This window comes from Kiritimatiella glycovorans (genome assembly GCF_001017655.1).
Lineage (GTDB): Bacteria > Verrucomicrobiota > Kiritimatiellia > Kiritimatiellales > Kiritimatiellaceae > Kiritimatiella > Kiritimatiella glycovorans.
The window spans coordinates 191,279-210,497 of sequence record NZ_CP010904.1; the positions used below are offsets into that span (position 1 = coordinate 191,279).

14 protein-coding genes are annotated in these 19,219 nt (G+C 66.5%); 13 read left to right on the forward strand and 1 reads right to left on the reverse strand.

The features are described from left to right. Positions 1 to 42: 42 nt before the first annotated feature. Positions 43 to 1,287: an anaerobic sulfatase maturase gene (locus L21SP4_RS00895; protein ID WP_201774653.1), complete on the reverse strand. Its 1,245-nt coding sequence runs from the start codon at positions 1,285 to 1,287 to the stop codon at positions 43 to 45. 265 nt (positions 1,288 to 1,552) lie between these two features. Between L21SP4_RS00895 and L21SP4_RS00900 the strand changes: the two genes are divergently transcribed. The 13 genes from L21SP4_RS00900 to L21SP4_RS00960 all read left to right on the forward strand — a co-directional run bounded on the left by L21SP4_RS00900 (position 1,553) and on the right by L21SP4_RS00960 (position 19,218). Continuing rightward, a complete protein-coding gene (locus L21SP4_RS00900) occupies positions 1,553 to 2,068 on the forward strand; it encodes a helix-turn-helix domain-containing protein (protein ID WP_052880894.1) in 516 nt (171 codons plus the stop codon). Next, a complete protein-coding gene (locus tag L21SP4_RS00905; RefSeq protein WP_144413704.1) occupies positions 2,026 to 2,658 on the forward strand; it encodes a nucleotidyl transferase AbiEii/AbiGii toxin family protein in 633 nt (210 codons plus the stop codon). Before L21SP4_RS00900 ends, L21SP4_RS00905 begins: the two co-directional genes overlap by 43 nt. 120 nt (positions 2,659 to 2,778) lie before the next feature. After that, positions 2,779 to 4,113 (forward strand): FAD-dependent oxidoreductase, encoded by a 1,335-nt coding sequence (locus L21SP4_RS00910; protein WP_052880896.1) that lies wholly within the window; start codon positions 2,779 to 2,781, stop codon positions 4,111 to 4,113. Between the two features lie 186 nt (positions 4,114 to 4,299). Next, on the forward strand, positions 4,300 to 5,310 hold the full coding sequence (gene hflK / locus L21SP4_RS00915; RefSeq protein ID WP_074041323.1) for an FtsH protease activity modulator HflK: 1,011 nt from the start codon (positions 4,300 to 4,302) through the stop codon (positions 5,308 to 5,310). Beyond that, positions 5,310 to 6,299, forward strand: a complete 990-nt coding sequence (gene hflC / locus L21SP4_RS00920) for a protease modulator HflC (RefSeq protein WP_052880897.1) — start codon at positions 5,310 to 5,312, stop codon at positions 6,297 to 6,299. The genes hflK and hflC overlap by 1 nt, the downstream gene beginning before the upstream one ends. Positions 6,300 to 6,411: 112 nt before the next feature. After that, positions 6,412 to 8,499, forward strand: a complete 2,088-nt coding sequence (locus L21SP4_RS00925; RefSeq protein ID WP_144413705.1) for a PKD domain-containing protein — start codon at positions 6,412 to 6,414, stop codon at positions 8,497 to 8,499. A 113-nt stretch (positions 8,500 to 8,612) separates the two neighbouring features. Continuing rightward, positions 8,613 to 12,380, forward strand: coding sequence for a DUF3857 domain-containing protein (locus L21SP4_RS00930; protein ID WP_052880899.1), 3,768 nt, complete (start codon positions 8,613 to 8,615; stop codon positions 12,378 to 12,380). 167 nt (positions 12,381 to 12,547) lie between these two features. Beyond that, on the forward strand, positions 12,548 to 13,570 hold the full coding sequence (locus L21SP4_RS00935; RefSeq protein ID WP_052880900.1) for a glycosyltransferase family 2 protein: 1,023 nt from the start codon (positions 12,548 to 12,550) through the stop codon (positions 13,568 to 13,570). Beyond that, positions 13,567 to 14,529, forward strand: a complete 963-nt coding sequence (locus tag L21SP4_RS00940) for an FkbM family methyltransferase (RefSeq protein WP_052880901.1) — start codon at positions 13,567 to 13,569, stop codon at positions 14,527 to 14,529. The genes L21SP4_RS00935 and L21SP4_RS00940 overlap by 4 nt, the downstream gene beginning before the upstream one ends. Beyond that, on the forward strand, positions 14,526 to 16,061 hold the full coding sequence (locus L21SP4_RS00945) for a lipopolysaccharide biosynthesis protein (RefSeq protein WP_160300603.1): 1,536 nt from the start codon (positions 14,526 to 14,528) through the stop codon (positions 16,059 to 16,061). The genes L21SP4_RS00940 and L21SP4_RS00945 overlap by 4 nt, the downstream gene beginning before the upstream one ends. After that, positions 16,058 to 16,972 carry a glycosyltransferase family 2 protein gene (locus tag L21SP4_RS00950; protein ID WP_052880903.1) on the forward strand — a complete coding sequence of 305 codons (915 nt, stop codon included), beginning with the start codon at positions 16,058 to 16,060 and terminating at the stop codon, positions 16,970 to 16,972. Before L21SP4_RS00945 ends, L21SP4_RS00950 begins: the two co-directional genes overlap by 4 nt. A 15-nt stretch (positions 16,973 to 16,987) precedes the next feature. Beyond that, entirely contained in the window at positions 16,988 to 18,181 is a 1,194-nt protein-coding gene (locus tag L21SP4_RS00955; RefSeq protein WP_052880904.1) for a glycosyltransferase, read from the forward strand. Then, entirely contained in the window at positions 18,178 to 19,218 is a 1,041-nt protein-coding gene (locus L21SP4_RS00960) for a glycosyltransferase family 2 protein (protein WP_052880905.1), read from the forward strand. Before L21SP4_RS00955 ends, L21SP4_RS00960 begins: the two co-directional genes overlap by 4 nt. The last annotated feature ends 1 nt before the right edge of the window (position 19,219 follow it).

A 19,219-nucleotide genomic window follows, 5' to 3' on the forward strand; every position in this document is an offset into this window, starting at 1 on the left:
CGCATGCCCGGGGCCTGAGGCGTGTACACGCCGTGGACGGCCTTAAAGTTCCCTCATGATCTCGGCCGGGGAGCGCTTTGCGCGCAACAGCTCGGCCATCCGGCGCATGGTAGGATCGATGTGCTCATAGAACGCGCGGAAGCCTTCGCAGAGGTAGTTCAGCCCGGCTTCGCCGTCCGGCGTGCGGATGAAGCGGTGCTTGGGGCACCCGCCGTGACAGACGAACATCCAGGGGCAGTCGCGGCAGTACTGCGGGAGGTCGAGAAACTTCGCCGCCCCGAACTCCTGCTGTTTCGGCTGGTGGATGATCTGTTCCCAGGTCAGCTCCGCGATGTTCCCGAGCGCGTACTCGGGATAGACGTAGTGATCGCAGGTGTACACCGTGCCGTCATGTTCCATCGCCACGTTGCTGCCGCAGACCTTGGCGTTGCAGCAAAGCGGGGGCGGCATGCCGACCCAGGCGTTGAGGGCGATGTCGAAATGGTTGACGAACATCCTGCCCACGTCGCGCCGGATCCAGTCGTCGTAGATCGCGTTCAGGAACGCGCCGTATTCGGCGGCATCGACCGTGAACGGTTCGACGTCCGGCTCCCCGCGGTTTTCGGCGCTGGGCGGGGTGCCGTGATCCAGACCGAGTTCCTGCGCGCGGGGGTCCGGTTTGCGCTCGATGATCGGGATGAACTGGATATAACGCACGCCGGCCTCGCGCATGAACCGGTAGATGCGCACGCCCTCCCTCGCGTTTTCGCGGGGGACGCAGGCGAGCGCGTTGAACTCGACCCCGTGCTTTTTGAGCAGACGGAGGCCGCGCATGACCTCCTCGTGCGATCCGCGCCCGTCGGCGTAAAAACGGTAGCGGTCGTGGATGTCGCGCGGTCCGTCGAGACTCAGCCCGACGAGAAACTGCTCCTTCGCGAGAAACTCGCACCACTCGTCGTCGAGCAGCGTGCCGTTGGTCTGCAGCGTGTTCTGCACCTTGTGCCCGTCGGCGTACTTGCGCTGCAGCTCGCACACGTTGCGGAAGTAGTCCACGCCGAGCAGGGTCGGTTCTCCGCCCTGCCACGCGAAGGTCACTTCCTCCACGGTCTGCGCGCGGAGATACTCGGCGATAAACTTCTCCAGCACGTCGCCGGACAGGACAAAGCGCTGCTGACCGAAGATCGCGTGTTTCTCCAGGTAGAAACAGTAGCCGCAGCGCAGGTTGCAGTTCGGCCCCGCCGGTTTGACCATGACGTGGAAGGCCTGATTGTAGGAGGGACCCGTACGCTGCACTTTTTCCATGCTCATAATATCGCTCCGTGTTCTTCCATGCCCGAGGGTTCAGCCCCGCCCGCCGGAGGCACGTCCCCCGCGCGCAAGGACCGCGTCAGCCCCGCGCGTGTGCCGGACCGTAACTATGCCATCCGGTCGCGGGTCGGCCAAAGAAGGAACTTCAATTTTGAATTCAAAGGCAGGGGCCGCTTACGGGGACGAGCAGGATTATGGCTGCAACACGATAGAATCCGGGGACGTTCAATGTTGTTTTTATTATCATGAATGATAATATTAAGCCATGAAATCCGTATCCGAACAACTGAGGGCTCGGCGCATCGAGCTGGGGTTGACGCTGGCGGATGCCGCGCGCCGTGCGGGTACGTCGGCTGCTACCCTCTCGCGTTATGAGCACGGATGGTCCAGATTTGAGACGTATACCCTGAATAAGCTGGCCCGGGCGCTTGACTGCGAACTGCGCATTACCCTGGAGCCGGAAGAAGCAGGTGAAGATCGCCCTGCGCCCGGGATCGATGAAGCCGTACAGCGTCTCGCGCGTCTTTTCTGGGATCGAACGTTGAGCAAGAGCGATCTGGAGCGTTATCCGGTGTGGGTGGCGGAGCGCGTGCTGGACTACGGAAATCTTGAGGACGTCCGGATGCTGCGCGCGCTGCTCGGCAGGGAGTCCTTTGTCAGGGCGGCGGCCCGCGCGCACAGGGTGTCGAACGTAACCCGCAATTTCTGGAAACAAATACTGATGATGGAGGGTGTGCCGTGCACGAACGAGTCCTCCCGAAGCACAGCCTGGAACTCTTGAGCGAACTGGCCGGGGATTCTTCGGCGCTGATGGCCGGCTGGCGGCTGGCAGGGGGGACAGGACTGGCCCTTCGTTACGGCCACCGCATCTCTGAAGATCTCGATCTGTTCCGCAACGAACCATTCAGCGTGGAAGAGATGCACGGGGTCTTGTCCGCGTACGGGGGATACGAGACATGGCAGGAGAAGGAGGGGCACACGCTGACTGTGCTCCTGAGGGGCACGAAGCTATCTTTTTTCTCCGTCCGCGACCCGTTCCTGTTTGAACCTGAACAGGGACGTTTCTTTCCCGTGGCCGACACGCGGGATATCGCGCTCATGAAACTCGCTGCCGTTTCGGGGCGGGGAAGCCGCAAGGATTTTATCGATCTGCACGTCATTCTGCGGAAACCGCCCGCGCTAAAGGAATACTTTGCCATGCTGCCCAGGAAGTACGACCCCGCCCGGATCAACACATACCATATACTCAAGAGTCTCACCTATTTTGAGGATGCCGAGTCCGAACCGATGCCGCGCATGCTGGTTCCGTTCGACTGGGAGGAGTGCAAGGCCTTTTTTGTGCGCGAGGCGCGCACGCTCGTTCTTCGCTGAGTGCGCGGGCGGGTACGTAAATATCCGCGGCTCCATAGAATTCCACGAATAACCCTTTTATCTTCTCTGCGGCGCATTCGTCCTTCATGCTGACTCCATAGCTGAACACGGAGGACGACGATGAAATGGCGATGCACGGTATGCGGGTATGTTCACGAGGGCGACGAGCCGCCGGAGGAGTGTCCGGTCTGTGGCGCGCCGGCCGAGCAGTTTGAACCGCTGGAGGAAGAGGCGGCGGATCGCGACGCCGGGCAGGGCGGAAGCGCCGGACGCGTGGTGGTCATCGGCGCCGGCGTGGCGGGGCTGACCGCGGCGGAGATGATCCGCGATCGCGATCCCGACGCCGAAATCACACTGCTCTCCGACGAGCGCGAACTCCCGTACTACCGGCTCAACCTCACCCGCTTTCTGGCGGGCGACTGCCCCGAAGAGAATCTCCCCATCCACCCCGCTGCCTGGTACGACGAGAAAAAGATCGATCTCCGCCTCGAAACGCGCGCGTCGGAGCTGGACGCGGAGAAAAAAGAAGTGCGGACCGAAGACGGCGAAACGTTCGGCTGGGATCGTGTGATCCTCGCCACCGGCGCCGCGCCCGCCGTGCCGCCGGTCGAGGGCACCGGCCTCGACGGGATTCATACGCTGCGTTCGGCGGACGACGCCCGCGCGATCCGCGCCGCGGTCGGCGAGGGGCTCAAATGTATCTGCGTCGGAGGGGGCATCCTCGGACTCGAAATCGCCGGCGCACTCAACCGTCAGGGTGCCGATGTCACCCTGCTCGAAATGCACGACCACCTGATGCCCCGCCAGCTCAATGCGACCGCCGGCGACCTGATGGCGGATTTCTGCCGGGCCCGGGGTATCGACATCCGCACCGGCGTGAGCGCAAAACGCTTTGCCGGCGAAGGCGCCGTTCGCGGGGTCGAACTGAACAGCGGGGAAAAACTGGACACCGGGCTGGTGCTGATCAATATCGGCATTCGCTCTCGCACGGGGCTGGCCGCGGAACAGGGCATGGCATGCGGGCGGGGGGTCACCGTGGACGACCGTCTGCGCGCCGGGCTGGACGGCGTGTACGCCGTCGGCGACGCCTGCGAGCACCGGGGCGTGAAGTACGAGGCCTGGGACCCCGCGCGCTACCAGGGCCACATCGCGGGGCTTAACGCGGCCGGCGTCGACACGCAGTTCGGCGGCATCCCGCGTCAACACGTGCTCAAGGTGCTGGGCTGCCCGATGATGAGCGTCGGCCGCTTCGAGGCGGAGGAGGGCGACCTGGTGATCGAGGACGGCGCCGAACGGCCCTATCGGCGGTTCGTGTTCCGCGACCGCCACCTCGCGGGCTGCGTCCTGCTCGGCGACACCGCCCTTTCCGAGAACGTGCGCGAAGCCATCGAATCCGGTCGCGATTTCGGCGACCTGCGCGGCTGCAGCGCCGACGACGTGGCCGACCGGCTGTGAAGCGGGCCGGAAAGGGCACGCCTTGAAGCAGCAGCGAACCGGTTGCCGCACCGAACCCGCCGCCGCGGACTGAACGGAACGCGTTGGTGCCGTGTTGGAGCAGAAGAGGACGAGACGGTGCTGAACCTTTGCATTCCCCGCGGGTTGTCCGTATGCTGTCCTGCGTAATCAGCAAGGAGCGAGATTATGAACGGATATGACGTCAACCCGGAGCGCGAGATCGATCTCGCCGACCTCTGGAGGCAGTACCGGTCCTACATCCTGCCGGTGGTGATTCTCGTGCTGATCGTCGCCGCCGTACTCAGCTCCATCTACACGGTGGACACCGAGGGCAAGGCGGTGGTCAAGCGTCTCGGCAAGGTCGTGGCGATCAAGGATCCCGGCCTGCATCTGAAACTTCCCTTCGGGATCGAGACCGCGATCTTCGTGCCGACCGAACGCGTGCTCAAGGAGGAGTTCGGTTTCCGGACCGTGGAGGCCGGACAGCAGACGCGCTACCGTCAGGGCGCCGCCGAGAAGGAAGAGTCGCTCATGCTCGCCGGCGACCTGAGCGTCGTCGACATGGAGTGGGTCGTGCAGTTCATGATCCGCGACCCCGACCAGTTTCTGCATAACGTGCGCAATCAGCAGGAGAGCATCCGCGATGTCTCCGAGGCGGTCATGCGGCGCGTGGTCGGCAACCGGCTCGGCGCCGATGTGCTCACCGTGGGCCGCGTCGAGATCGCCGGAAGGGTGCGCGAGGAGATGCAGCAGATCCTCGACAAGTACAATCTCGGCGTCCATATCCGTACCGTGGAACTCCAGGACGTCACCCCGCCCGATCCGGTGAAACCCGCCTTCAACGAAGTCAACGAATCGCGCCAGCAGAAGGAGCAGCTGGTCAACGAGGCGGAAAAGAAACGCAATCGCGAGATCCCGCGCGCCCGCGGGGAGGCCGAGCGGATCGTGTCGGAGGCGGAAGGGTTTGCCGCGGAGCGGGTCAATCGCGCGAAAGGCGATACGGCGCGTTTTCTGGCGGTGCTGAAGGAATATAAGCAGGCCCCGTCCGTGACGCGTCGGCGCCTGTTCGTGGAGACCATGGAGGAGGTGCTGCCCGCGGCGGGCGGCCTCTACGTGACGCGTGACGAAGGCCCCTCGCCCCTCCCGATTCTGCCCCTCCGCGATGCGCTGTCACGCCAAATGAAGGAGGCGAAGTGATGAGGAAGGAAGCAGCAAAGGGGAATGTCGTTCTGGCCGCCGTGATCGTCGTGGCGGCCGCCGCGCTCGTAACCCTCCTCTCCGCGGCCTATACCCTCGACGAGACCGAGCAGGCGGTGATCCTGCAGTTCGGCGCGCCGATCGGAGAACCGGTCACCACTCCCGGGCTCCATTTCAAGAAACCGTTCATCCAGGAGGTCCGCCGGTTCGACAAGCGCGTCCTGGCCTGGGACGGCGACCCGAACCAGATCCCGACCCGCGGGCGGGAATTTATTTCGGTCGACACCACCGCGCGCTGGAAGATCGTCGATCCGCTCAAATTCCTCAAGAGCGTCCGCAACGAGACGGGGGCGCAGTCGCGGCTCGACGACATCATCGACTCCGTCGTGCGCGACAGCATCTCGAGCACGGAACTCACCGATATCATCCGCTCCCGCGACTGGGCGGTGGAGGAGGAGAAGATCGAGGAACTCGCCGTGCCCGTCGAGAAGAAGAAGGAGGAGCTGAAGAAGAAGGTCCGCGTCGGCCGCGAAAAACTGACGCAGGACATCCTCAAGGAGGCGGGCAAGGTCATGCCCAGCTACGGGATCGAGCTGCGTGACTTCAGGATCAAGCGCATCAATTACATCAGCTCGGTCCAGAAACAGGTCTTCGACCGCATGATCTCCGAGCGGCAGCGGATCGCCGAGGGATTCCGCGCCGAAGGCGAAGGGAAGAGCCAGGAGATCCAGGGGCAGACGCGGCGCGAAGTGCAGGAGATCGTCTCCGAAGCGGAGCGCGAGGCACAGGTCATCCGCGGCGAGGCGGAGGCCGAGGCGACCCGGATCTACAACGAGGCCTACAGCAGCGATCCGGAGTTCTACACCTTCTACCGGACCCTGAAAAGCTATCGCGAGACGGTGACCGACAAGACCGTACTGTTCCTCGACGCCGATTCGGAATATCTCCGCTTTCTGAACGAGACCGGCGATGCGAAGGCGGCGCAGTAGGAAGGGCCTCGAACAGCATTCCGGTGCGAACGGGGTTCAGGACGCGAAGAATCCGGAATGCGGCGGCCGGCGTCGCGGAGGCACCCTGCAGGCCGGAGATATGCCGGGACTCATGACGAAGCACCGACCGTTCAAAAAGCGGAGGGACCGCGCGCGGCGCGTTTCATCCGCTTTTTTCGTGATCGTCCTGCTTTCCATGCTGACGGCGACGACCGCCGCGCGGGCCGTGCCGGTGACCTGGAGCGAACCCGAAGCGGAGTTCCGGCTGCTGCTGGTGCTCCGCGGGAATACCCGCTGGCCCGCGAAGGCGGGATTCGTCTCGTTCTGCACCTCCCCGTACCGGCCCGAAACGTCCGCGTTCACGGTGCGCAGGCTGGACGGGGTCCCGGTGGGCACCCGCCGCCTGTGGGTCCGCGACGGCGAGCCGGTCAAACTCATGTTCGACACCTCGTCGGGTGAGCGGAGCTATTACCTCTACATCGGTCCGAAGGACCGGCTGGAGGAGAAGTCTTTCGAACCTCAAAGCGGGGTCATCCTCGAAACGCGCCCCGCCCACGCCTTCCGGATCGGTTCGGTCGATCAGTTCCGCAAGGTCTGGGAGGCGGCCGGCGAACCCTACGGAAGGTCGGTCGTCCCGAAGATTTTCGACGGCATCAACCGGTTCGGCCCGTCCACGGAGTTCATGTCCCGCTATCGGGGCTGGTTCGAGCTGAAGGAGAAGGGCGCGTACGAAATCGCGACCGTGGCCGACGACCTCGCGTTCGTGCTGATCGACGGACGCACCGTGGTCGAGTGGCCGCGCGGGAAGAACTTGTGGCGCCACCGCAGCGGTGAAGTGCACGCGGAGGTGGAACTCGACAAGGGGGTGCACGAGATCGAGTACCTGCACCTCCAACAGCACCACCGCAGCGTGGCCATGACCGCCTGGCGCAAGAAGGGAGCGGACCGCTTCCACCTGATGCAGGACGGGGTCTATCGCCCCGTTGCGCATTTCGACCCCTCGGCGTGGATGGCGGCGGACCCGGACCGGCAGCCGGGACTGGTCACCTGGCGCATCGTCGATTCGCTCGAACTCGACGACCGGGCCGTCGTGCGGGCGGAGTTCCGCGTCCGGCCGGAGGACGAGGATCTCCGCTACCGGTGGACATTCGATGACGGCACGGTGGTCGACGGCGCGGCGGTGACCCATATCTTTCTGCGGCCCGGCCGGCGCCGCTTCCGTCTGCAGGGACTGGACGGACGCTGGACCGAACAGGAGTGGAAGGGCACCGTGCGCGTGCATCGTCGCTGGGAAGAACGCTTCCGCTGGAACGAAGAGATATTCGACGCCCTCAGACCGCACCTCATGGAACGCGACCTGGCTTCGCTGCCGGTGGAGGATTTCACTTATTTCATGGAATGGGCGTCGTCGGCCCACGACCTCGAGCTGCTGGGCCGGAGCGTCGACGAGGCGCGCCGGCGCGCGGACGGTCTCAAACGTGACGCGCCGGAGGCGCTGCTGCGGATCGGCGCGTATTACGCCCGCGCCCGCAAGCACGAGTACGAGGAGGCCGAACAATGGTTCCGGACGGTGATCGGCCTCGACTCGGCGCCCGCGCCGCTGAAGGATCGCGCCCGGCTCGAACTGGGCGCGCTGCTGCTGAAGGCCTACGGCAAGCCGCAGGAGGCTCAGCAGGTGTTGAAGGCCGTCAGACCCCCGCACCTCTCGAACCGGCTTCAGCGGCGGCTCCGGTTCCTGGACGCGGAACGGCTGCTGATCGCGGGGGATACGGGCCGGGCGCGCGAGGCCTTCGAGCGGCTGGCCGCCGGAACACGCATGGATTCCCGTTCCGTGCTGCGCCGCCGCGCGACGGCGCAGGAAGCGGCGGCCGCGCTCGACGAGGGCCTGACGGAAGAGGCGCTCGACAGGATGCGGGGTCTGATGCTCGAGGATCCGCGCGAACGGCTCGATCTCGACCGCATCGACCTCCTGCGGCGCATCTATCTCAGGAGCGGAGACCTCCTCCGCGCGCGCGTCCTGTGCGCCTCCAGCCTCCCCCTGGCCGTCTCCGACCGCGAACGCTCCGAACTGCTCTACGCCCTCGCCGACGTCTACGATCGAATGGGCCGCGAGGACCGGGCCCGCGAGACCGCCCGCCGCATCATCGACGAGTATCCCTACAGTGCCGCCGCCTCCCGCGCCGCCGGTCGATGGAAGTGAACCCGTACGAATTTTGAATGTTTCGGCCCCGCGCTTTTCCAAACGGCGGGAATCGATTATCGTCCGGCTTCGGTGCCGTTGCCGTTTCCGGGCCTTGAGAGGAGAGACTGACCATGGTTGTCCGACGTTACGCCTTTATGATCCTTGCCGCCCTGCTGTATGTCCCGGGGGTGCTCGCCCTCGAATTCCCCTCTGCCGACGAGCTTCGCGAACGCGGCAGGAGGGCGGACCTGGAGCGCTTCCCCAACGCCGACGCGGTGATGCTGAGCGACCTGGCCACGGTGTGCTACGATGCCTCGGGCGTCTACACATCCCGGATGGATGTGGCCTACCGGATCCTCACCGAGAAAGGCAAGCGCACCCACCGCACCCAGTCGCTCGGGTTCGACCGCGCCTACAGCCGCGCGTACTTCGAACGGGTCGAGGTCATCCAACCCGACGGCCGTGTGCGGGAGGTAGACCTGGACGAGAATACCCGCGAAATGGCCTCGCCGGGCCAGATGCGATCGAACATCTACAACCCGAACATCCGCCGGCTCCAGCTCAGCGTCCCGGGACTCGAGATCGGGGACATCCTCCGTTACCGCGCGCGCCGCGAGGTGTTCAAGACCCGCGTTCCGGACACGTGGAGCGACCGCTTCCTGTTTGAGGGCACCGATCCGGTGCTGTACGCCGAATTCGAAATCGACGCGCCCGCGGCGCGCCCGCTCGAAAAGATATCGCTCAGCGATTCCGTCGGGGACACCGTCGACCATGCGGTCACCACCCACGGCAACCGCATCCTGTACCGATGGACGGGACGGGACATACCCCGCATGTTTCCGGAGCCGTCGATGCCCTCGCAGGCGAGCGTGGTTCAGCGGGTACTGGTCAGCACGATCCCCGAATGGGAGGAACTCTCGCGCTGGTACTGGAACCTCAGCAAACCGCACCTCGACGCCGTCACGCCGGCCATGAAGGAAAAAGTGGCCGAACTGACCGCCGAAGACGCCACGCGCGAGGAGAACATCCGCGCCCTCTTCACCTGGGTCTCGCAGAATATCCGCTACATGGGAATCACCCTCGAGGAAGAGGCCCCCGGCTACGAGCCGCATGACGTCGATCTCACCTTCGACCGCGGCTACGGCGTGTGCCGCGATAAGGCCGCCCTGCTGGTCGCCATGCTGCGCCTCGCCGGATTCGACGCCTACCCGGTGCTGATGATGGTGGGGCCGAAGAAGGACGAGACGGTTCCGCAGCCCTGGTTCAACCACGCGATCGTCGGTGTGCGCGAACCGGACGGCTCGTTCCGGCTGATGGATCCCACCGATGAAAACACGCGCAACCTGCTTCCCCGTTATCTGTGCGACATGAGTTATCTCGCCGCCACGCCGGAAGGCGTCCCGCTGATGACCTCCCCGGTCTATCCCGCGGAGGAGAACCTGGCGCGCATCGAGACCGAGGGGCGGCTGGAAGCGGACGGGCGCCTGCGGGCCGAGACGCGCATTATCTTCGAAGGGATCAACGACAGCGCCTACCGCGGGCATTTCGCGCGCCTGCGTCCCGGGGAGCGCGAGGACTTTTTCGAGGGCCGGATCGAGGCCCTGGTGCCGGGGGCGAAACTGCGCGACCTGGAGATCGAACCGCAGCCCGTGCGGGACACCTCCCGTCCCCTGAAGGCCGTCTTCTCCTGGACGGCGGACGGACTGTTCGCGGAGCAGGACGACCGCCGCCTCTTCCGGCCGCCGGAGTGGGGTCGGATCTTCGGCGTCACGCGTTCGGCGCTCAGTCATACGGGACTGGAAGAACGCGAATACCCGCTCCGGATCCGGTTCCCCTCGGGCCTCGAGGAGTCCTTCCGCCTCGAGCTGGCGCCGGGACTGGAGGCGCCGCGAAACCTCCCGGCCGCGGAAGCCATCGAACGCGATTTCTTTTCGTGGAACCGGTCCCTGGGGGCGGGGAGCGGGGTGCTGACCGGCAGGGTCAGCACAAGGATGAAAACCATCGAACTCTCGCCCGACCAGTACCGCGAACTGAAGGCGGTACTGGAGGACCTGGAGCACGCCGACCGGCATCGGGTCGTCTTCCCGGCCCCCCTGGAGGAGGATCCCGACGCCGATGTCGTCTATCTCGAGAACCGCGCGCGTCACGAACTGGACGACGCGCGGAACTGGACTTCGACCCGCACGGTGAGAAAAAAGGTGCTGACCTACGCGGGGAAGAAGGAGCACGCGGAACTCAAGATTCATTTCAACCCCGCCTGGGAGGACGTCGAACTCGAGTACGCGCGGGTGATTGCGCCTTCGGGCGAGGTCCGTGAGATCCGCGACAACGAGACGAACCTGATGGACGCCGGCTGGGTGGCCTCCGCTCCGCGTTACCCCGCGGGCCGCATCCTGGTGGCCAGCCTGCCGGGCGTGGCGCCGGGCAGCGTCATCGAATACCGGGTCGTTCGCCGGACGCGAAACCATCCCTTCTTTCACCTGCGCGCCTATCTGCGCAATTTCAATCCCGTCGTGTACGCGGCGGTGGAGATCGATGCTCCGCAGGGACTGGACGTGGCCGCCGGGCTCGAAGGCGGAGAGGGGGTTGCGGCATCGAGTACCGGGAAAAACGGGCGCGTCATCCGGCGCTGGGAGGCGCGGCGCGTTCGCGGGCTGAAGCGCGAGTCCGACCTCCCGCCGTTGTGGACGCTCGCCCCCACGCTGCTCGCCTCGACCGGCGAATGGCCGGTCTATGCTTCGGCACTGAACGAGCGTTTCAGGGAGTGCGCGGCGGCGGGGACGCGCGCGGCCGAAAAGGCGCGCGAACTCGTCGCTCCACACGGGACGCGCAGGGAAAAGGCACGCGCGATCCGCGACTACGTCGCCGAACAGATCCGCACGGCCGGCCCGGGATTCACCGGGTTGCCGCTTGAAGCGTTGAGCGATGCGGACGCGACCCTGGGCTCCGGCTACGGGCATAAGGCCGACCAGGCGATCCTGCTCTATGCCATGCTCGAAGCCGCGGGATTCGAGCCCGGTTTCGTGCTCGCCTCCAACCTGCCCCGGCCGGACGACCTCGCGCAGCCGCTCCTCGACCGGCCCCAGCGCGATATCTTCCGCGCGCCGCTGGTGCGCATCCGGCTGGGCGGCCATGACGTCTATCTCAACGACACCGACCAGTACGCCCCGCTGGGGAGCACGACCCATGACCGGCGCCGTGCACTCCGGCTCGACGACGGTTCGATCACGAGGATTGAATCCCTGCCCGAGTACCGCGACCGGCGGGAAGCCGAGTACGTGCTCGATCTGGATGAAGACGGATCGGCGTCCATCGACTGGAGCCGGCGCTATTTCGGGTCGGACTATACGGCCTTCCACCGCGAGTTCGCCGAGATGATTCCCGAAGAGCGGCGGAGGCATTTCGAACGGCTCGTCAGTTCGATCGCCCAGTCCGCCGTGCCCGCGGGCGGCCTCGAGGTTGAACACGAGTCGTATCCCGGAGAGCAGCGCTGCCGCGTGGAGGCCGACCCGTATGCGGTCCGCGACGGCGATCTGCTCTACTTCAGGCTGCCCGAAGGACTGGCCGGTCTTCAGCCGTACGAGTCCGACGAGCGGACCATGCCGCTGCACCGGGACCGTTATCTGCGCGAGCGGACGATCTGCCGCATCCGGGTTCCCGCGGGGTACGTCCCCGTACAGGACCGGGATGAGACGCGGCTGCGTCTGCCGGCCGACGGCGGCGAAATCATACTCCGGAGGCGGTACGACGCGAAGGAACGGATGTTGACCGTCGTGCACGAAGCCGACCTCCGGCCGTGTGTGGTGCCCGCCGGTGAATATCTGCTTCTCCAGAATGCCGCGCAGCGGTTCGAACGTCCCGCGGAACGAACCATCATTCTCCGTCGCGCCGAACCCTGACGGGTAGAACGCCCTCCGCCCCGGACCGCCGGATTGATGTCAGATAAACAGGAAGACCTCTTGCGGAGTCGCCCGCTGAAGTAGAACAATGGCGGCGGCGGTTCGTCTGGGCCCCGCTCCGGAAGAGGGCGGGCGTCCGCCGCGGAAAATCCGGAAGGGATGTCGAAGTGAGCGAGCCAGCGCAAAAAATCGCGGCGTTCCCCCCCGTGTCGGTTTTGATTAACACCAAAGGCCGTCCCGGGTATGCCGTGGCCGCCGCCCGCTCCGTGCTCGCCTCGGCGTACCCCGGTCCGCGCCAGATCGCGGTCGTCGAAGAGGGCCGGGGAGCCGCCGCGGAAGGACTGCCCGGCGGCGTGGAGCATTACGTCCTCGACCGCGCAGGGGGCGGTTTCGGGGCCGCGCGCAACCAGGCCGTCCGCCGTGCGCGCCATGACCTGATCGTGTTCATCGACGACGACTGCGAGGCGGAGGAGGACTGGCTGCTCCGGCTGCTCGAGCCGCTCGAAGAGAATCCCGACGCGGGCGCGGTCGGCGGCGCCGTCCGGGTCCCTCCCTGCGGTCCGGTGGGACGCTGTGAAAACATCCTGGGATTTCCGGCGGGCGGCCTGCGCTATATACACGAGGCCCGCGGCCGCGTCATCCGGCGCCCCACCTTTTCGACCTGCAACTGCGCGATCCGGAGGGAGGCGCTTGAAGAGGCGGGAGGGTTTGACGAAGCGAGGACGATGGGGGGCGAGGACGAAGACCTCAGCCGGCGGATCGCGGCGCGCAGACCCGTGCTTTATACGCCGCACGCCGTGGTCCGGCACCGACCCCGCGACGGGCTGCTCAAGGTGCTGCGCTGGTTCTACCGCCGCGGCCGCGCCGCGGCCGCCGGGGCGGAGCATGCGGGAGCTTTCGTCCTGCACAAAGCGGTTACTTCACCCGTACTGAGACTGCTCGCGCTGGTGCTCCTCTCCGCCGCGCTGCCCGGCCCCGGCGGGTGGCTGCTGCTGCCCGCCGCCGCGCTGGCGTACGCGGGGGTCATTCTGCACCGTTTCCGCTGGGCGCGCGGCTTCGGCATGGGCGCGGGGACGCGGGCCCTCCTCCCGGTGGTCAGGACGACCATGGATCTGGGATTTGATGCGGGGGCCTGGAGGGAACTGGGAGCCCGCGCCCTTCGGCGGCGGGCGCAGGAGGGCGGACGGTGAAAGCGGAGCCCATGGAGCCGAAAAGGAACAGGGCGGCGGATGCGGTGCTGCACACCTGCGCGGCCGTGATGCGGCGGCTGCCCTACCTTCGGGGCATGGGCACGTTTGCGGAGAAACTCAATGCGTGGATGCTGAAGGCCGGCGCGCAGCCGGTGGTCAGGGCGAGAATGATCGACGGCTCGCTGATGTGGGTGGACCTCCGCACCCGGACCGAATGGTACGCGTTCTACCGGGGTTGGTACGACGGCGACGTGATTCCGCTCATCCGGCATTACCTGCCCGTCGGCGGATGCTTTCTGGATGTCGGCGCCAACATCGGCTTCTATACGGTGCCGGTGGCCCGCTATCTTCGTCAGTGCGGCCCGTCCGGGTGCGTGCTGTCGTTCGAGCCGTACGCCGGTAATTTTGAACGGCTCCTGCAGAATATCCGCCTGAACGGGCTCGACGCGTTCTGCGACGTGCATCGTTCGGGGTTGTCCGACGCCTCGCGTACGGAGGATATGGTGCTGCGCGAGGACTTCCTGGAGGGCGGCGAGACCGGAAACGCCTCCATCGCGCTCGATCACCGGTTCGACCGCGGATTCGCGACCGTCCCCGTCCGGCTGGAGCCCTTCGACGCCCTGCGCGAGAGCGGCGCGATTCCCGATTGCAGGATCGATGTGATCAAGGTGGACATCGAAGGACACGAGGACCATTTTCTGCGCGGTGCTCAACGCACGATCCTCCGCGACCGCCCCGTCATTTTCATGGAGATCAACCGGCCGTATTACAGGGTGCGGGAAATCGACCCGGACGAGGCGATCCCGCCGCTGCTGCCGGACGGATACGGGGTCTACCGCCGTACGGCGGGGAAGCGGTGGTCCCGGGCGAAGTCGCTGGCGGAGTGCCGGGATATCGAGGACGTGATCTGGATGCCGGATGAGCGGAGCGGGAAACGCGACGGGTTGGAATGTTCATGAAACCCCGGCACATCTTTACCAATGTATCCTGGGCCTGGCTGCGCCTGATCGTGAATGCGCTGGCGGCCCTCATCCTGACCCCTCTGCTGATCGACCGGCTGGGCGACACGGCCTACGGCGTCTGGGTGCTGATCGGTTCGATCCTCGGCTACTACGGACTGCTGAACCTGGGGATCGACAGCTCCGCCGTCCGTTACCTGTCGCGCGCCCTCGGCAGCGGAGACCGCGACCGTGCCGCCGTCCTGCTCCGCACCAGCGCCGTCACGTTCCGCTGGATCGCGGCCGCGGTGCTGCTGCTGACCGCCCTGCTGGGCTGGGGCTTCGCGCAGGTGCGGGACGGAGGACCGTTTCAGGTTCCGGTGGAACTCTCGGACGATTTCGTCCTTCTCCTGTGGCTGCTCGGCGCCGGGGTCGCCGTTTCGTTTGCGCTGCGGGTCTACAGCTGCGCACTGCGGGCGCTCGAGCGGTACGATCTCGAGCACCTGATCACCATCGGCGCCACGATCGGCCGCGTGCTGGCGATCATCTTCCTCATGCACGGCTCAATCGTGCGCCTCGGACTCATCTTCGCCGCCTTCAACGTCCTCTCCGGCGCGGCGCAGGCGGTGGCCGCTCACAGGTTGTTGAAGCCGCTGAACCTTCCCGCCCGTCCGCGCGGCCGAATGTACGGGACCGTCGGCCGGTATGGGGTCTGGGCCCTGCTCACCTCGCTGGCCGATCGTTTCCGCTATCATACCGACCCGCTCGTCATCGGGTACGCCCTCGCACCCGCGGCGATCACGGTGTACAGCGTGGCGCACACGCTCATCCGCTACTTCAGCGATATCGCGGGCCAGTTCGGGATGCCCTTTTTCCCCGTCTTCAGCCGCTACGAAGGGGCGGGCGACGAGGAGGGACTGCGGCGGGCCTTTCTCCGGGGCAGCCGGGTGCAGGGGTTCCTGGCGCTGCTGCTGGCCGGAGGGCTGGGAGGATCCGGCCCGCTCTTCCTCCGGTTCTGGGTGGGGGGCGAAATCGGCCCGGAGGCGCTCGCCGCGGCGTCGGCCGTCCTGTCGATCCTCGTGCTGCCCGTGCTGCTCGATGTCATGCAGACCATTTCGGTGTGCTACCTCTACGGGGTGGGCAAGCACCCGTACCTGAGCATGCAGACGACCGCGGAGGGGCTGGCCAACCTGGCCCTCAGCCTGGTGCTGGCGGGTCCGTTCGGGCTCGTCGGAGTCGCCTGGGGCACGGCGGTGCCGATGACGGTTACAAAGCTCCTGGTTCAGCCCGCCTACGTCTGCCGGCAGCTCAGAATCCCCTGGGGGCGTTACGTGCTCGGCAATCTGATGGGGCCGGTGCTGCTGGCCGCCGTCCTCGCCGTGAGCCAGCGCGTCTTTTTCCGCCTCGTCCCGCCTTCCACCTTCGCGGGCTTTCTGCTCGGGGCGGCGCTGACGGCGCTCGTGTTCGCCGCCGTCGCGGCCCTGGTGTTTCTGAGGCGGGAGGACCGCCGGTGGATCGCGGACTGGCTGCGCGGGCGGGGAGGTGAACCGTGAGTCCGCGGGTCAGCGTATGCGTGCCCACGTACGGGCGGCACGAGCTTCTGGTGGACACCCTTCGGGGGCTGTTGAACCAGGAGTACGGGCCGCTTGAGATTCTCGTGTACGACCAGAACGAGTCGCATCCCGATTCTGTCCGCCGCTTCCTGGAGGAGCATGGCGGACGGCTGCGCGTGGAGCGCGGGGAGCCGCGCGGCCTGGTGGCGGCCTACCGGGCGTGCGCGTCCCGCGCCTCCGGGGATCTGCTGGTGTTTGTCGACGACGATGTCCTCATCGACGATCCCGGATTTATACGCCGGCACGTCGACGCGCATGAAACGCCCGGCACCGGCGCGGTCTGCGGGCGGATCGTGCCCGAGCGCCCGCGGCCGCCCTCGCGGCCCGACCCGAGGATCGCGCGTCCCGACGGATGGCGGTTCGTGCGGTTCGACTACGAAGAGCCGGTCGACGCGATGCCTTCGCTGGCCGCCGCCAATATGTCTTTCCGTCGCGAGGTCTACGAGGAAGCGGGGGGATTCGACCCGAACTATCGCGGGCACGGGTTCCGTTTCGAAACCGACTTCAGTTTCGCCCTGCGGAAAACCGGCAGACGCATCCGGTTCGTCCCCGGGGCCTCGCTGGTGCATCGCTACGGCTCTCCGGGTGGGGCGGGGAACGTCCACCTCACCCGCCTCACCCCCGAAAGCCGCGAATGGCTGGTGGTGTTTTTCGCCAACACCTTTTATTTTCTGCGCAAGTGGCACGGTCGGCGGCGGAGGATTCCCGCGGCGTTCGCGGTGTGGCGCGAACAGGCGATGAACCGTGCCGTGCTCACTCAGGGATGGGAAACCGTGCTCATGCGGCAGAGGGCCTTTCTGGAGGGATTCCGGATGGCGGGAGGGATGAGAACCCGGGATCCCGGAACGTGAACATGGAGCCGTGACATGCCCCGCATACTGATCATCACGCCCCTGCTGCCGCTGCCCGCCGATACGGGCAGCCGGCTGCGTTTCTATCACCTGGCGCGCTGCATGGCGGACGCGGGTATGGAGGTCTCGATGCTGGCGCTCGACGGGGAATCCCCCGCCGGTTCGGAACCTTCCGCCCCGGACTTTCTGGAGCATTTCGAGGCGGTGTGCGATCCCGGCCCGCGTCTGAGTCCGCCGGGGGCGGTGGTGCCGGCCTACCGCGAGTTCCGCGCGGCAGTGTACCGGGCGCTCGATGCGTGGCATCCCGAGGCCGTCCAGATCGAGAAGACCTTCGCCTTCGCCCAGTGCGGGGTGCGGACGCTGCGGAACGCGGACATGCCCGTGCTGCTCGACGAGGGCGGCGTGCATCATCTCGGCTACCGGCGCGAGGCGGCGCGCGCCCGCGGATTCGCGGCGACCGCGCGCGCCGCCCTGCGCGCCGCCCGGCTGAGGCGGTACGAGGCGCGCGCGGTTCGGGAGGTCGACGCCGTGACCGCCGTCAGCCCGGGCGAGGCAGAGCACCTGCGCGCGCTGGCGCCCTCGGCGACGGTGATCGAAGTGCCCAACGGGGTCGACGAGCGCCTCTTTGAGCGCGCGCCCGCCCCGTTCAGCCGACGGGAGACGGGGCTTTTTTTCTGCGGGGATTACCGTTACGCTCCGAATGCGGATGCGGTGCGCTGGTTCCTGCGCCGTGTGCGGCCGGAACTGGACCGGCGCGGATGCCGGGTGCCGCTGGTGGCCGCCGGCGCCCATCCGCCGGACGACCTCCGCGCGCGCGCCGAACGGGACGAGGCGTTCGATGCGCCCGGTCGCGTGCCCGATATTCATGCGTGTTACGAACGGTATACGATGATGATCAATCCGATGCGCTCGGGGGCCGGCACCCGGCTCAAGATGCTCGAGGCGATGGCCCACGGGATGGCCTGCATCTCCACGGCGGTGGGTGCCGAGGGGCTGGGGATCGAAGACGGGCGCGAGGCGCGTATCGCGGATTCGCCGTCCGCCATGGCCGCGGCGATCGAGGCGTGGGCCGCGGACCGCGATGCGGCGGAGGAGGCCGGCCGACACGCGAGGGCCGCGGTCCGCGAACGGTTTGTCTGGCCCCGCTGCGCGCAGCCGCTGATCGATTTCTACCGCGGGCGTCTCGGCGAAGGGACGGCCGGCGCATGAAGTTTTCCGTGATCATTCCGTTTTACAACGCACAGAATACGCTCGAACGGTGCCTGCGGGCGCTCGACCGGCAGATTTTTAAGGAGTTCGAGGTCTGTCTGGTCGACAATAATTCCGATGATCATTCCGCGGTGATCGCGCGCGATTTCGCCGGACGGACGCATCCGTTCGAGGTCAGGGTCCTGCACGAACCGCGGCGCGGCGCGCCGGCGGCGCGCAATACGGGCGCGGCGGCTGCGCGCGGCGAGTGGCTCGCGTTCACCGATGCCGACTGCGTGCCGGCGCCCCACTGGCTGCACGAACTCGACCGCATCACGGCGTCGCTGGACGGCGGGACCGGCGCCGTGGCCGGTACGATCGTTTCCGCCGTTCCCGAGAACCCCGTACAGCTCTGTTCGGCGCTGTTCACGCTTCCGCCGGTGATGAAGGATGAAACTTTCCGGGAGCTGACGCTCCATTCCGGGGGCTTCCCCACGGCCAACCTCGCCGTCCGCCGCGCGGTGTTCGAGGAGGTCGGGGGGTTCGACTACGATCATCCCGTACGGGTGGGCGAGGATACGCTGCTGTGCGCCCGCCTCTACCGGGCGGGGTATGCCATCCGCGCCCACGCCGGGGCGGCGGTGGAACACGTACACCGCGAAGACCTGCGTTCTTTTGTGAAACAGGCCGAAGCCTACGGGGAGTCGCACCCGTACATCGTCAGAAACCTCCTCCCGCCGGGTGTGCTCGTGGAACCTCCGGTTGGCCGGACGCTGCATCTGCGCGTCCCGCTGCACGTGTGGATCGATCTGCGGCAGGCGGACAAGAAGATGCTGGGGGCGGTGCTCGCGGCCGTCCTCCTGCCCCCGCTCTGGTTTCTCCCCTTCGTCTATTTCATGTGGCTGTGCCGCTTTGTCCTGCGCAAAATGGAGGTGCGGGATATCCTCGTCGCCCCGCGCACGATCCCCGTAATCGCGGGACTGCTGCTGCTGAAATCCGGCGCCGTCACGGCGGCCAGAATAAAGACCAGTATCCGTTACCGATGCCTGGTGATCTGAG